The sequence below is a fragment of the Sphingobacterium bovisgrunnientis genome (assembly GCF_009829085.1).
GTDB classification, from domain to species: Bacteria; Bacteroidota; Bacteroidia; order Sphingobacteriales; family Sphingobacteriaceae; genus Sphingobacterium; species Sphingobacterium bovisgrunnientis.
The window spans coordinates 42,346-57,426 of record NZ_WUQY01000001.1 but is presented as its reverse complement, the minus strand read 5'-3'; the positions used below and the strand labels follow the sequence as shown (position 1 = coordinate 57,426).

Genomic DNA, 15,081 nt, shown 5'->3' with positions numbered 1-15,081 from the left:
GTTGATTATAGTCAGATAACTTTCAACATATTTACATTATTCCTCATGATCGCTCTCTACTTCCCCTCCTGTTTAATTTTTAAATTGGTAAAATTTCCAAGATGTCTCGTGATTGGGATCTAATTTTTGATCTGTCAAAATAGCTCTTAGCATTTCCATAGGCATATAATTTTCTTTAATCACTCGATCATGAAATTGCTTATACGTCATTTTGCCCGAATCCACCATTTCTTTTTTAATATCCATCATCTGCAAACCACCTACTAAATAAGCTAATTGGTAAAGCGGACCATATGAACCTTCAAAAGAACGTTTAATTTCGCCATGCGCATTCGCACGCTCAAAACCAACTCGGTCTACCAAATAATCAATACATTGTTGTGGCGTCCATTCTCCCAAATGAAATTTGATACTAAAGGTAATACGCGCACAACGATGCATGCGCCAAAATAGCATACCAATTCGTTCTTCTGGAGTTTTTGCAAAACCCTTATCGTACATCATCAATTCCCAATATAATGTCCAACCTTCTGTCCAAAAAGGTGTATTAAATGCTTTTTCACGATAAGGCTTATACCTTCTATTCATGAAATATTGTAAATGATGACCTGGATTTAATTCATGTTGAACTGTTCCACGTGAGAAATAAGGATTGTTTCCACGCATACTCATCAACTTCTGTTCCTGCGTCATCGTATTGGTGGGATACGAAATACTGATTTCGCGACCGCCAGTAAAGAAAGGATTGACCAACTGACGTTCTGCGGTCATCATTATCATACCCCACGTTTCATCCGCTAGCGGTGGAATATCCATCAAATCATGTTTACGGATAAAATCCTGTGCATCGTTATATAATTTAAGAATAAGCTCTGGCTGTCTACCTTCTGGGACATAGGTGTTTTTAACTTTCTCTTGTGCCGTTTTCCAGTCTTTTCCGAAACCCATTTCTTGCGAGGCTTTCAGCAATTCTGCTTCACACCATGTGAATTCTTGATCTGCTAATCGCAACAAATCATCGGTGCTATGAGCAATCATCTCATCCTTGAGTTGCTTATTAAAAGCGGCTTTTCCAATTGGCGTCCCCCCAATATTACTACCATCCTCAAATACTTTCCAATCGCTTTTCTCAACAATCAATTTACTATACGTAGTCAATTCCTCCGATAATTGTTTGTATGGTACAGGCACCCACCAAGTAAACATAGGTTCGTACTCGTTATAGAAATCAAAGGCACTAGTCAATCGCAACTTCAATGATCCAATAACCTCTTTCAAGAAATTAACATCAAAGTATGAAATAGAATTTACACGATTAAGCTTTTCTGTAGCCTCTTTGATTTGTTGTATTGCTTTTTGCAAATTTTCAGCAATTTCTTCCCCATTCACCGTCGTTCCGCGCCTTCTTAACCTTTCGAAATCATAGATTATTTGATCGAAAGGAATATAATCTTTCAATCGTTCATAAGTTTTCAATTGCTCTTGCAAAGCTTCCATATCAAACTTCACCTTACGATTCAACAAAATAAAATCGACTTGACCATTAGTGTTTAATTTATCGTAAGGAAAGTCTTTTAGTTTTTGAAGATACTCCTTGTCCAATGCGATTAACCGCTCAACTTGCTCAGGAGCTTCCACAGCTGGTTGACTACCCCAAACTTTGGGCATGGGGCCATAAAAATAATTGATTGCTTGCTGATCGTGTCCATACTGTACCACTAAAGGTTCAATGGGTGTCGTATGTTGATATAAGTCCTGTGCCATTACAACATTGTTCGTGAAAATCAGGGTAAGAATTAAAGCAGTTATTTTGGTAGGTTTCATATGAATGGCGTATGCTCTTATTTGAATTACCCAAACCGATCTGGGCTAAATAAGGTAATATTCGTTTCAAACTTTCTGTTGGAAAAAATATCACTAATGGCTTTTCCCATTGCTGGCCCCAAACTTAATCCCATCATACCAGCCCCAGCAGCAATTGCTAAGTTTTCATATTTGGCTGATCTTCCCAAATATGGAAGTCCATCAGGCGTGCAAGGTCGATAGCCATACCAAATGTCTTGCTTTGGATATTCTACATCCAGATTAGTTAAATATCTTGGGATAGAATTCACAATTCCTTCTACCCGATTTTGGTATATTTTATTGTTTGGAGAACCTAATTCCATAGTTCCTCCAAATCGTATCTTTCCATTCATAGGTGTGACCGCGACACGTGCTTCTAATAATAGCGCTGCATGTTCTAATTTCATATCACTTGGCGGCGTATACATAAAAGAATAGCCTTTCCCCGGCATCAACGGTAGCTTTAACTGTAGTTTATTGGTTAACTCCATCAAATATGCCCCCGGCGATAATACAAATTCATCAGCTTGAAAATTCCCTTTATCTGTTATGATTTCTTTTATTTTTTTGCCCGAAATATTGTAGCCTCTTACGCTTGTTTGCTCGTGAAAGATCGCTCCTCTGCCTTTCAAATAAGCAATAAGCTGTTGCATGAGTTTCATCGGATTTAGCTTTCCATCACATTTGTAGAGTATCCCGCCCAAAACATCGAATTTCACATCCGATTCCAAAACTTGCATTTCCGACGCTGATTTGATTTCTACATCCAATCCCAAATCTTGCGCACGTTTTGCCAATTCTATTTCTTCATGCTCTACCGCTTTGGTTTTGTAAAGCATCATAATTCCATTTTGATTTAATTCAAAATCAAAAGCAGCATCTTGACTTAAATTATCATAAAGTTTGCTGCTATATACATTCAAATCACGCAAAGGCTCCGCATGGGTGTCCACATGATTTTTGTTAGTGTATTTCATGAACTTTAGCCCCCAATCCATCAAACTCCAACTTAATGAAGGACGAACATAAAAAGGACTTTTCTTATCAAACATCCAACGAATACCCTGAGAAATCATGCCAGGTGAAGCCATAGGCGTAAAATGGCTTGGTACGATCATCCCCGCATTGCCATACGAACAATTGTTATCTAGCGTATTTTGTTCAATAATCTGCACATTCCATCCGTCATTGCTTAAATAATATGCAGTCGACAATCCTGCAATTCCGGCTCCAACAATGACTACGGTACCTTTATTCATTCTAAAAAAATCTAATTGCTGTTATATAACTTGAAAACCTTCTTTGTAAGGATCTTGATCATCAATAAAAATGGTATTATAGCCTGTGATTCTAGCCCATCCTTCTACCGAAGGAATAATTGCCGACTGTCCATTCACCTCTGTCACGGCTTCTACTTTTCCTGTAAATTGTGAACCGATGTAACTTTCATGTATAAATTCTTCACCTGCTTTCAATTTGCCTTTGGCAAACCACTGTGCCATACGCGCAGATGTTCCTGTTCCGCAAGGTGAACGATCCAATGCATTTTCGCCAACAAGGACGGCATTGCGACCCGAAGAATTACTTTTTGTTGGCTTGCCTGTCCACTGTATATGACTCAAACCGTGAATATTTGGGTCCTCTGGATGAATAAATTCATATTTCTCATTCAACAAGCGACGAATAATCTTGCCATAATGAATCAATTGAGCGGCTGTAAAATCAGAAATATCTCTAAAATTTGGCTGTGGATCGATGATGCCATAAAAATTTCCGCCATAGGCTACATCCACATAAATATCTCCCAGATCAGGGCAATTCACAAGCAAAGCCTCTTTGTAAAGGAAAGATTTCACATTGGTCAATTTTACGGAAGTCACTTTTTCACCTTCTTGCTTATAATCCACTAAAACAAGCCCAGCTGGTGTTTCTAAACGTAATTTGCCCGGTACTTTGGGCTTTACTAAGCCTTCTTCAATAGCTATAGTTACCGTCCCAATCGTCCCATGTCCACACATCGGTAGACAACCACTTGTTTCGATATACAGTACGCCAACATCATTTTGATCATCAATAGGTGGGTATAAAATACTCCCACTCATCATATCATGCCCACGCGGTTCGAACATCAGCCCAAGTCGTATCCAATCGTATTCTTGCATAAAATGTAGCCTACGCTCCATCATACTATTTCCATTTAAAAAAGGACCACCACCCGCAACTAAGCGAACTGGACAACCACACGTGTGTGAATCGATACAAAAAAAAGTCTTCTTCATAAATTAAGGTAAAATGCGTTTGTTATTTACGATTCTTTCAATGTTTGTTGGATTAGCATTTTGAAGCTCGGCTGGCAACAGTACATCAGGCCAATTTTGGAAACTTAAAGGTCTCAAAAACCTTTTCATCGCGTCTGGACCTACGGACGTAAATCGGCTATCTGTGCTAGAAGGAAACACCCCTCCATGCTGCATCCCGTACACCACTTCCACACCTGTTGGCATTCCGTTAAACAGCAATCTGCCACATTTATCTTTTACCAAATCAACTAAAGTTGAATATCCCAAGACATCTTCTTTTGTTGCAGCAAAAGTGATTGTTAATTGACCACCCAATGGGGAGATAGTTTCTTCCATTTCTTGGATAGAATCACATTCCACGAGGATGCCACATGGACCAAAAACTTCTTCTTGCAAATGTCTGTGCTTTACAAAATCAGTTGCTGAAACTGTATACATTACCGCTGACGGAAATTCAGCATCTAAAATAGACTGCCCAACAATATCTGCTTCATGTGTAGCATTCAACAGTGTAATGGCGGCATCATACGATTTACGAATCCCCGCATGCAGCATATGACTCACTGTCGCTGAAGCTAATTCTTCTTTTAAAGCATGTTTTAAATTTTCAGAATCCTTATTCTTCAATACGAATAGAAGTCCTGGATTGGTGCAAAATTGACCACATCCCATAGTCAAGGAAGCAATGTATTCTCTTGCGAAGGTCGCTGTGTTCGATTGTAGATATTGTGGCAATGCTATTACTGGATTTAAACTTCCCATCTCTGCGAAGACAGGAATAGGCTCTGGTCTATTTGCTCCGATTTTGAATAAAGCCATACCACCTTGGAAAGACCCCGTGAAAGCTACAGCTTTTACAGTGGGATGAGCGACTAAACCCTGTCCCACTTCATGCGAACCACCTGAAGTATAACCAAACACAGTATTAGGAGCACCAAATTCTTTTAAACCGTCATATATGGCTTTCGCCATAATGCGCGAGGTACGAGGATGCGCTGAATGTTCTTTGTAAATAACAGAACAACCTGCACCAATCGCACTTGCGGTGTCTCCACCAGCCGTAGAAAAAGCAAAAGGAAAATTTGACGCACCAAAAACAACAACAGGTCCTAATCCCACATTGTATTTTCGAATATCATTTTTTCCTTCACCATTGTCTATACGCACATCCAATAACGTACCCGAAGCAGTTACATCTGCATAAAGTCGCCATTGCAGGATTGCTCGGGCTTTCTCCCCGTTCAATCTTGCCAAAGGCAGATTGGTTTCTTTATGCGCCGTTTGAATAAGTTCATCACCCAAAGCTTCTATCGCTGCAGCTATAGAATACATTAATTCAGCTCGATCTTTTCGAGACAAATGCTGTAGATATTTATAGCCATCTACAGCATTAGCTACTAAAGCATCAAGTTCTGTTAGGTTAGATTGTAGCATAATTATACGCAGTTAATTGCGGTCTTACCGCTATAGCATCTTCTATAAGTTTTTCAATTCTTTCTTTTTCTTCACCTATTAACGGTAAACGAGGTGCGCGTGTATATGGCGTAGAGAGACCTTCATACGTAGCTGCTAGTTTGATATATTGAATTAATTTTGGATGAATATCCAATTCTAACAAGGGCATAAACCAACGATAAATTTCAACAGCTTTATTGTATTCTCCTGCTTTTACCAAATTGTAAAGTGCCATAGTTTCGTAAGGGAATGCATCCACAAGACCAGCCACCAAACCATCAGCTCCAACCATCAACGATTCCAAACAAATTGTATCTACTCCTCCTAAAACTTTCAGGCGATCCCCAAATCTATTTTTCAATCTAGTCACATTCGCCAAATCACGCGTAGATTCTTTTACAGCTTGAATGGTTGGCTCTTCAAGCAATTCTGCCATCATATCTAATGTGATGTAGGTTGCATAATCGACAGGATTATTATATACCAGAATAGGTAACGAAGTACTTTGCGCAATAGCTTTGAAATATGCTACGACCTCTCTATCGTCTGGTCTGTAGCGCATCGGCGGTAACACCATTAAACCGTCCGCACCTATCTGCTCAGCACGCTGTGCAAATTCAACGGCATCTTTCGTCGTGTTTTCTGTAAGATTAAGAATAACAGGAATTCTACCCCCTACAATTTCTAATGTCTTCTCAAGCAATAAATACTTTTCCTCTTGAGATAGGACACTTGCTTCACCTAGAGAACCCGCCAAAATAATACCGTGTACACCAGCAGCTATCTGCGCCTCCGTGTTCTTCGCGAACATGTCAAAGTCCATTGAATAATTTTCATCAAAAGGTGTTAAAACTGCGGGATAAATACCTTCCCAGGTCAAATTTGCCATATCTATTTTTTAATTAATAACTTACTTTCAAAAGTATTTATTAACCTATGCAAACACTAACCACCAATTGACATATAATAACCAATAATTAACTTATATCACTCATTTATTGATTCATAGATTTATTGTATCGCGCTACGTATTCTTTGGGTGGTAATCCTGTGATGGATCTGAATACACGATTAAAATTGGTGATGCTATTGAACCCACTATTATAAGCTACCATCGAAACACAATCGTACCGCTCACTGACCAACAATCTACACGCTTCGCTCACACGTAGTTCATTGAGGTAGAAAACAAAAGTCTTGCCCGTACATTTTTTAAAATATCGGCAAAAAGCTTGTGGTGTCAAATTTGCTTTTTCAGCAATAGCATTAAGGTGTAAATCCTGACGGAAATTCTGCTTGATATAATTACAAACACTCACTATACGAATCGATGTGACATCATTTATTTCTTTAATAATTGCTCCTGATAAAGGAAGAACATTTTTCGAAATTGTATTTAATAATTTCAACAGGTGAATAAAATTGATTACTCGATCCGCACCATCAGAATCCTTCAAAATTTCTATACGTTCACAAACAGCATTCAAATATTCTTTGGGAACACGAAATCCTTGATTAAAATTTGTTAGAAAAGTATGTAAAGTTTTTAATTCTGGAAGGTTAAAAATATATTCTAGTGCACCTTTCAAATTAAAAAATACGGATATCGTACGTACGTGTAATGGTAATTTAGATCCTTTGAAAACATGCGGTTGATTCGCACCAATTAGGAAAACTTCTCCGCTCTCAAATTTGTGCATATTATCATCAACGATTAATTCTCCACTACCTTCTGCAACCCAAACCAGTTGATACTCCGGATGCCTATGAAAATGTGGGTAAAATGAATCCAAAATTTCATCCTGAACAACTATAGTTCGATCATTCGGGATGTTCAAATTATAATGCAGCGCTTTCATGGTTCACAATTTTGGTTAGATGTAGAATTAAAAATAGGCATTCTATTCTTACATTCACAACTAAAAAACCATATATGGTAAAATTTAAGTATAAATGGATAATATTCAGGTATTAAAAATTTAATATATCAACATATTTGTACTGCATGCAAATTGAAAATATTGCAGTGCTATTCAACCATCAAGAATCTAGCTTATGCTAGAAAATTTGTAACCGAAAACTGATGAAAAAAACATTCATATTTTGTTTAACTCTTTCCATATATGTTTTTTTAGCTCCGCAAAAGGGATATACACAAAATCCTTTTTGGGAAGAAGTAAAAAAGCAACCTGCAACTTTAGGAATTGATAAAGGATCGAAAGATTTTCAGCTTACTCAGTTCAATTTGTCCATACTTAATTCATCACAAACTGTAGCGAGTCTGAAATTGAAAACAGACAGCAAATTCGATTATACTCCAGATGAGTTATTGGAAAAGAGAGATAGGGATAAGTTTTTTCACTTGGGTGATTTAAATATTAGCATTAAGCCTGTCGGAAGTTCGGAATGGAAAAATTATTCGTCCTCAACCAAAAGAATTGATGTAAAACCTATCATAGATAAAAAATCCCTTGCAGCTGCTAATATGTCTGTTGCATTAGGTGATATTCCACTGGAAGTGAATCGTTATTGGCAAAATATCCAAGGAGATTTGGTGTTGAAATTCGAAATTAAAAACACGACAAAAACCAAATATGAAATCGGCGCATTGGGTATTCCGATGATTTTCAACAATAATTTGGATTGGAAAAATTTGGATACAGCACACATGGACAATGTATTCTTTGATCCGTACATAGGAAAAGATGCTGGTTATTTGCAAGTCAATAGATTACATGGTAACGGACCTAGTTTGTTGGTATTGCCTTATGAAAATGCAGGATTCGAAGCGTACAATCCACTCAACGCTGATCCTACACCTCGTAGTATTACCTTCGAAGGTTTTCACGAGTGGGTAATCCATAGCAAAGCCTACGCGGAGACAGAATGGAAAGGCGTAGAACAATGGAATACACCAACTTCGACCGTGTTAAAGCCGGGACAAAGCAAATCTTTTGCAGTTCGTTTTGTATTGGCACCTAGTATTAAACAGATTGAAAATGAATTGATCCGTCAACAGAGACCAGTAGCAGTTGGTGCTTCAGGATATGTTGTTCCGCTCAACAATACCGCCAAACTATTTCTTAAATCCACCAAAGCAATTAAAAACATACAGTCTTATCCTGCTGATGCATTAGAGATACGCAAAGAACAGAACACAGCTAATAAATGGGCTAATTATACAGTAAAAGGTAAAAAATGGGGTCGCGCTCGCGTAGATATTACTTACGCAGATGGTAGCTTACAAACTGTTCATTATAAAGTCATTAAAGCGGAAAAAGATGTGGTAAAAGATCTTGGTCATTTTTTGACTACTACACAATGGTACGAAAATGCAAATGACTTGTTTGGACGATCACCTTCTGTAATTTCATACGATTATGAGACTAAATCGCATATCACACAAGAAAAACGCGCTTGGTATGCAGGACTAAGTGACGAAGCTGGAGCAGCAAGTTGGTTAGCCGCCATTATGAAGCAATTATTGCAACCGCATCCCGAAGAAATTAACAAGTTAAAACGCTTCGTAAATGAAACTATGTTTGGAAGAATTCAGCACAAAGAAGGAAAAAACAAATACGGTGTCGTAAAAAGTTTATTCTATTACGAGCCCGATTCTATGCCAGCAGGAACGTATAGTGAAGATATTAATTACAAAACATGGTCTGCTTGGCCTAAAAAAGAAGCCGATAATATTGGAAGATCGTACAATTATCCACACGTGGCTGCAGCGCATTGGGTATTGTATAAATTGAGTAGAAATTACAATAATCTTGTCACCGAAGAAGGCTGGTCCAATTACTTAAGACGCGCTTACCAAACAGCTATTGCTATGGTAGAAAAAGCGCCATACTATGCACAATTTGGGCAAATGGAAGGAAGTGTTTTCTTATTTATACTCCAAGATTTGAAAAAAGAAGGCTTAACAGCCGAAGCTACTCATTTGGAATCCACCATGCGCAAAAGAGCTGAGCATTGGCGCAAATTAAATTATCCATTTGGTAGTGAAATGCCTTGGGACTCCACTGGACAAGAAGAAGTGTATTTGTGGTCTAAATATTTTGGCTTCAATGACAAAGCTTTAGTGACACTAAATGCGATCCTAGCTTACATGCCTACAGTACCTCATTGGGGATACAATGGTAGTGCTAGACGGTACTGGGATTTCGTGTATGGTGGCAAGTTATCGCGTATCGAACGTCAATTGCATCACTATGGCTCAGCACTCAATTCTATTCCTGTCCTACATGAATACCGTAATAATCCAAGTGATTTTTACTTATTACGTGTTGGACATGCAGGTATGATGGGCGCTTTAGCCAACGTGACGGAGGATGGTTTTGGTCCCGCTGCTTTCCACTCTTATCCTTCTACATTAGCCAATGATGGTATTTCGGGGGATTATGGAAGCGGTTTTTATGGTTATGCTGTGAATTCAGGCACCTATATCATCAAACATCCAGAATTTGGCTGGTTAGCATTTTCAGGAAATTTGACACAGCAAAAAGATCATATCGCTGTAGAAGTCACGACCGCCTCACAATCGAGAGTTTTCTTAGCGGAAGAGAATTTATGGGTAACCACAGAAGTCGGCGAGATAAACAAATTCACTTATGATGAAAAAACAAAAGAAGTGACATTAGCATTCAATAATACAGTCAAAAATGTAGAAATAAACAACATAATACTATCTTTGAACGGGGAAAGTGGCTATCAAGTGGAAGGTTTTACTCAAAATTCCAATGGTAGATACTTAATTCCTAAGGATAAGAAAACAGTCACTTTAAAAAAGAAATAAACTATGTTTTCAACAGCTACTTATATTCGACGAAGACAACAATTAATACATAATATCAATACAAAAGGGATTCTCCTTTTCTTAACCAACAAGGAGAATCCTATTAATTTCGAGCACAACTGCTATCCATTCAGACAGGATAGCAGTTTTTTGTATTATTTTGGAATAAAGGCTGCCGGTATTTTTGCTGCTATAGATTTGGATGCAAATGAAACATTAATATTTGGCGATGAGGCAAGTATAGATGATATAGTATGGACTGGACGATTAGAAACTTTGCATGAAAAAGCTACTAAATCTGGTGTTGAAAAAATCCTACCCAGTAAAGAAGTTCACACATTCTGTCAAAAAGCTATTGCGCAAAATCGTACGATTCATTACTTACCACCTTACCAGGGTTATAACAAGATCTTGCTTGCTGAATTAACACAAACACAAATCCCCAATTTACAACCTTCTGAAGCTTTCATAAAAGCTGTTGTACAGCAACGTGCAGTCAAAGAAGAACAAGAAATTCACGAGATCGAAAAAGCGTTGACTACGACAGTCGAAATGCATAAATTAGGTATGCGCATTACCAAAGCAGGTATGAAAGAATACGAAATCATTAATGCCATGCGTCATTATGCGGAGGATCAAGGTTGCACATTTGCCTATCCACCTATTGTCACAAAACATGGTGAAATATTGCACAATCTGCATAGCCACCATACTCTTGCAGAGGGAGATATGATTTTGAACGATTCGGGATGTGAAACAGACAAAAGTTATGCCGCAGATTTGACACGCACCTACCCTGTTGCAAGTAAGTTTTCTTCGGTACAACGTGATATTTATACAATAGTACACGAAGCAATTGCTTCTGCAAGCAGAATATTATCACCTCAAATTAAATTTAAAGAAGTGCACTTACGTTCTGTGACATCATTAATGGAGGGGCTTAAAGATCTAGGAATCGTGAAAGGTAATATCGAAGATGCTGTGCAAGCAAATGCCTTTACGCTTTTCTTTCAGTGTGGAACAGGCCATATGATGGGGCTAGATGTGCACGACATGGAAGATTTGGGAGAGCAATACGTCGGCTACACAGAGGATGAACCCAAAGACACAACAACTTTTGGTTGGAAATCTTTGCGATTAGCAAAGAAGCTTGAAACTGGTAACGTCCTTACTGTCGAACCCGGAATCTACTTCATCCCTACGCTTATCGATATGTGGGCGGCAGAACGAAAACTTTCCGAATTCATTAATTACGATAAGCTCGCGCAATACAGGGATTTTGGCGGTATTCGTATTGAAGATAATTATGTCATTACAGATGATGGTTATCGAACATTAGGTCCAAAACTCATGCAATCATTCGAAGATATTGAAGATTACCGCGCCGCTCATCTTTCATAAAAAAAACCCTCTAGATATACGTTAGAGGGATAAAATATATAGATACGGTTAATAACTTCCTTTGATTTATTTCAATGTCACATCTAGATACACCGAATGTCTTCCATACGTATCATAGAACGGTCTGAATTGTATTCCGTCAATGTTGAATTCTAAAGTTTTTGGATCACCTTTAATACTCTTAGCCAAATCTTTAGCATCTAGCGTTACCTTTCTCCAATCTAATCTCGCTTCAGTCTCTTGTGCGGCTAATAGAATCGGTCCATAGAACAAACTAGCTATATTTTGTTGATCCATTACAGGATCCAAATGGAAATCAAACGGCATTTGCAATTCGATTGCATCGCCATTTTTCCAATTTCTTTGCAATACTAAATAAGAACCTGCTTCTGCTTTAACCTTTTGTAGTTTATCATTTATCTTCATTGCAAAACCTTTTTTTGCCCATTGCGGTACACGTACGTGAATCGCAAAATTACCCTCACCTTTTACAACTAATCTGGTGTGATCTTCTTTCGGAAAATTAGTAAATTGTTCGATAATGACATTTCGCTCCTTCCAATCCAATGAAGAAGGGATAAACAAATTCACGTAAAGCGACTGATTATCCGTACTTCTATGATAAATAGCGCTTTGTAATTTTGTATTACTTTCTATGGCTGTTCCGTTACAACATGTGAAGCCTGTCATATTTGGGTTTCCAAATTGTTTTATAGAACCGGGACGAAGGGGAACATGATATGTATTTGCTGGTGTATGTTCATCCACCGAAGCTAAAATATGATTATATAAAGCTCGTTCGTAATAATCCATATATTCCGCTTTCTGATCAAATAGGAATAAGTTGGAAGTTAGTTTCAACATATTGTAGGTCGCACAAGTTTCATTTTGACCACCCGCCGAGAATCCATTCTCATACAAAGTTGAAGGTTCCTTGGTGAAACATTCGGCATTTGCTGGATTGCGCGCTCCAGCCACACCACCAATACTGTACATATAATCATTTACGGCTTTGTACCAGAAATTGTCAGCAACTTTGTAATATTCTTCTAGATTCGATACGCGGTACATTTCGATACTTCCTACAATCTGCGGAATATGCTGATTAGAATGCAATCCACGGAAAGAATCCACATTCTTCGCAAGTCCATGTGCATGATCCGCATTCCCAAAGAATAAGTCTATATTATCAAAGAGCTGTGCCGTTTTAAGGTATTTACTGTCTTTGGTGATCGCGGCTAATTGGGCTAAAGTTTCGTTCATTCCTCCGAACTCACCAGCGATATACGTATTCCACATGCTGATTAATGTTTCTTTTGGCAATGCATTCAACCGTACATGCACCCAATCAGTCATGCCAATAGCGATATCCAGAGCTTTTTTATTTCCGCTTACTTGATACACATCCAAAAGCCCAGCCAAGATCTTATGTAAAGTATAGTACGGAGCCCAAACTTGATTTTTTTGTCCTCCATATTTTGCACCATTTTCCAACATGATAAATTGATCTGGAGGGTAAGCACTTATAAATCCTTTACCCCAATTCCAATAATCTGTACGAATTCCTTCAACACTCAAATCCGAATCATAACTTTCTCTATTGGCTCCAACAGGAACTTTTAACGGATCAATCACAGAAGTACCCTTTTCATTTGGCGTTCCAGATAATTGTGCCAATTCATATAAAACATCCAGCATATAGGACATTTTTTGTGCAAAATTTTCATGCAATTTTTTATCATGCGCCGTACTTGCATAAGCCTGTACCAATGCCGTAAGGTAATGACCTGTAGCGTGACCACGCAGTTTGGTGTCTTGACTATCCCACACACCTAATGGCTTAGCGCCAGCAGGTTGTGGCTGACCGAAAGCATTTCGGAACATATACAGAAAGGAATTAGGATCTGTATTGGCTAAAGTTCCTAAGAATTTATCTCTATTTTCGAGAAACTTAGTCTGCTTGTTGTTTGCGTCCGTATTCAATGAAACTTGTTCCAAAGGAAAAACAGCTAATTGTACTGTTGGAGCTTTGCTTTTTGATCTTCCTTTAACTGTTACTACTGCCTTTGGAATCAGAGATGATCCAGGTATTTTACCTGTAATGCTGTATTGTCCAGCCTGCAACACTTCGGCATTATCAATTGGCGCAGGCCAAATGACACGCACCTTTGGTCCTACCACATTATCCTTATATTCTCCTTGTATAAAGCTTGGTAATCTTGGCAATTCACCGACAACTGTTACCACCTGCACATCAGAAATCTTTACCAAATAACTATTGTATAATTGAGATTGCGTGAGTGGGAATTCTGGTAAATTGTCCTCGACCTTATTCGCACGGCTTTGATATTGACCTACACCCTTTACGACATTGTTGTATATTCCAGCAATTTGTCTTTTACTCAATGGTACACGATATATTCTAAAATCATGCAATAGTGCTTGAAGTGGGGCATCTTTCTTAACCACAGAATTACCTATCAACAATGTTGAACCTTCAACAGAACCAGATCCAAACAGTTTTGGAAAATCAATAGTGACCCCTGTTTTTTGTGCTGAAAGCTTATTATCAACATATAAACTTATGGTCTTCGCCGATGCATCCAATACCACAACCAAATGACTCCATTTATTAGTAGGAAGCGAAGTCCCTTCAAGAGTTATACCTGCGAAATTTACGTTCAACTTTCCTTCTTGCTGAGAGGCATAGAATAAAGCCTTTTTATGATTTCCAAAATCAAAAACAGTTTGTGTCTTTGTCGCTGATTTAGAAAATAACCAAGCCGAAATACTTAAAGATTCAATATTCAATAAAGCATCACTGGGCAGTGAAAGGAATGCTGAATTCTTACTTTCAAAAGACAAGACTGTGTTAAATTTAGGATCCGATACAAATTTTGGCTGTCCGCCTTGGTATATGCCATGCAAATTGTTGCGTGACCAATCTTTAAGATCACCATTGAAAATATAACGAGAAACCATTCCCGTTTCACCGATACCATCTAAAATTTGATCCCCGTTTTGTGCTTTGACCAAACTAGAAAAGCAGACGATAACAAGTACAGGAATAATAGTAGAAAACACTTTAATAGGCTTCATCATGAACTTAGTATACGTAATAAGGATTTAGAAATTTAAAATTAAGGATTATCTCAAATCACAAATGGGTTGATATTAGCTAAAAGCAATTGAATTTTAACCAGGTAACCACTCAACAAAAAAAAATGGTTGTAAAATTAATTACAACCATTCTTCAATTTGATAACTATACTATAAACATGA

9 protein-coding genes are annotated in these 15,081 nt (G+C 38.0%); 2 read left to right on the top strand and 7 right to left on the bottom strand.

Translation table 11 applies throughout. From position 1 onward, the window contains the following. Positions 1–72: 72 nt before the first annotated feature. The 6 genes from GOQ16_RS00195 to GOQ16_RS00170 all read right to left on the bottom strand — a co-directional run bounded on the left by GOQ16_RS00195 (position 73) and on the right by GOQ16_RS00170 (position 7,459). Positions 73–1,824, bottom strand: coding sequence for a DUF885 family protein (locus GOQ16_RS00195; protein WP_160066753.1), 1,752 nt, complete (start codon positions 1,822–1,824; stop codon positions 73–75). 26 nt (positions 1,825–1,850) lie between these two features. Beyond that, complete coding sequence (locus GOQ16_RS00190) at positions 1,851–3,104, bottom strand: NAD(P)/FAD-dependent oxidoreductase (RefSeq protein ID WP_160066751.1); 1,254 nt, start codon at positions 3,102–3,104, stop codon at positions 1,851–1,853. A gap of 21 nt (positions 3,105–3,125) precedes the next feature. Further along, positions 3,126–4,124, bottom strand: a complete 999-nt coding sequence (locus GOQ16_RS00185; RefSeq protein ID WP_160066749.1) for a 4-hydroxyproline epimerase — start codon at positions 4,122–4,124, stop codon at positions 3,126–3,128. A gap of 3 nt (positions 4,125–4,127) precedes the next feature. Further along, positions 4,128–5,579, bottom strand: a complete 1,452-nt coding sequence (locus GOQ16_RS00180) for an aldehyde dehydrogenase (NADP(+)) (protein WP_204987394.1) — start codon at positions 5,577–5,579, stop codon at positions 4,128–4,130. Then, positions 5,566–6,489 carry a dihydrodipicolinate synthase family protein gene (locus GOQ16_RS00175; protein ID WP_160066747.1) on the bottom strand — a complete coding sequence of 308 codons (924 nt, stop codon included), beginning with the start codon at positions 6,487–6,489 and terminating at the stop codon, positions 5,566–5,568. Before GOQ16_RS00175 ends, GOQ16_RS00180 begins: the two co-directional genes overlap by 14 nt. A gap of 106 nt (positions 6,490–6,595) precedes the next feature. Further along, positions 6,596–7,459: an AraC family transcriptional regulator gene (locus GOQ16_RS00170; RefSeq protein WP_160066745.1), complete on the bottom strand. Its 864-nt coding sequence runs from the start codon at positions 7,457–7,459 to the stop codon at positions 6,596–6,598. Between the two features lie 224 nt (positions 7,460–7,683). Here GOQ16_RS00170 and GOQ16_RS00165 point away from each other — a divergent pair, with 224 nt between their 5' ends. Both GOQ16_RS00165 and GOQ16_RS00160 read left to right on the top strand, forming a co-directional pair. After that, positions 7,684–10,398 (top strand): DUF5695 domain-containing protein, encoded by a 2,715-nt coding sequence (locus tag GOQ16_RS00165; protein WP_204987393.1) that lies wholly within the window; start codon positions 7,684–7,686, stop codon positions 10,396–10,398. A gap of 3 nt (positions 10,399–10,401) precedes the next feature. Then, positions 10,402–11,799: an aminopeptidase P family protein gene (locus tag GOQ16_RS00160; RefSeq protein ID WP_160066743.1), complete on the top strand. Its 1,398-nt coding sequence runs from the start codon at positions 10,402–10,404 to the stop codon at positions 11,797–11,799. A gap of 66 nt (positions 11,800–11,865) precedes the next feature. Here GOQ16_RS00160 and GOQ16_RS00155 read toward each other — a convergent pair whose 3' ends face one another. Next, positions 11,866–14,901: a beta-L-arabinofuranosidase domain-containing protein gene (locus GOQ16_RS00155; protein ID WP_204987392.1), complete on the bottom strand. Its 3,036-nt coding sequence runs from the start codon at positions 14,899–14,901 to the stop codon at positions 11,866–11,868. Positions 14,902–15,081 lie beyond the last annotated feature (180 nt).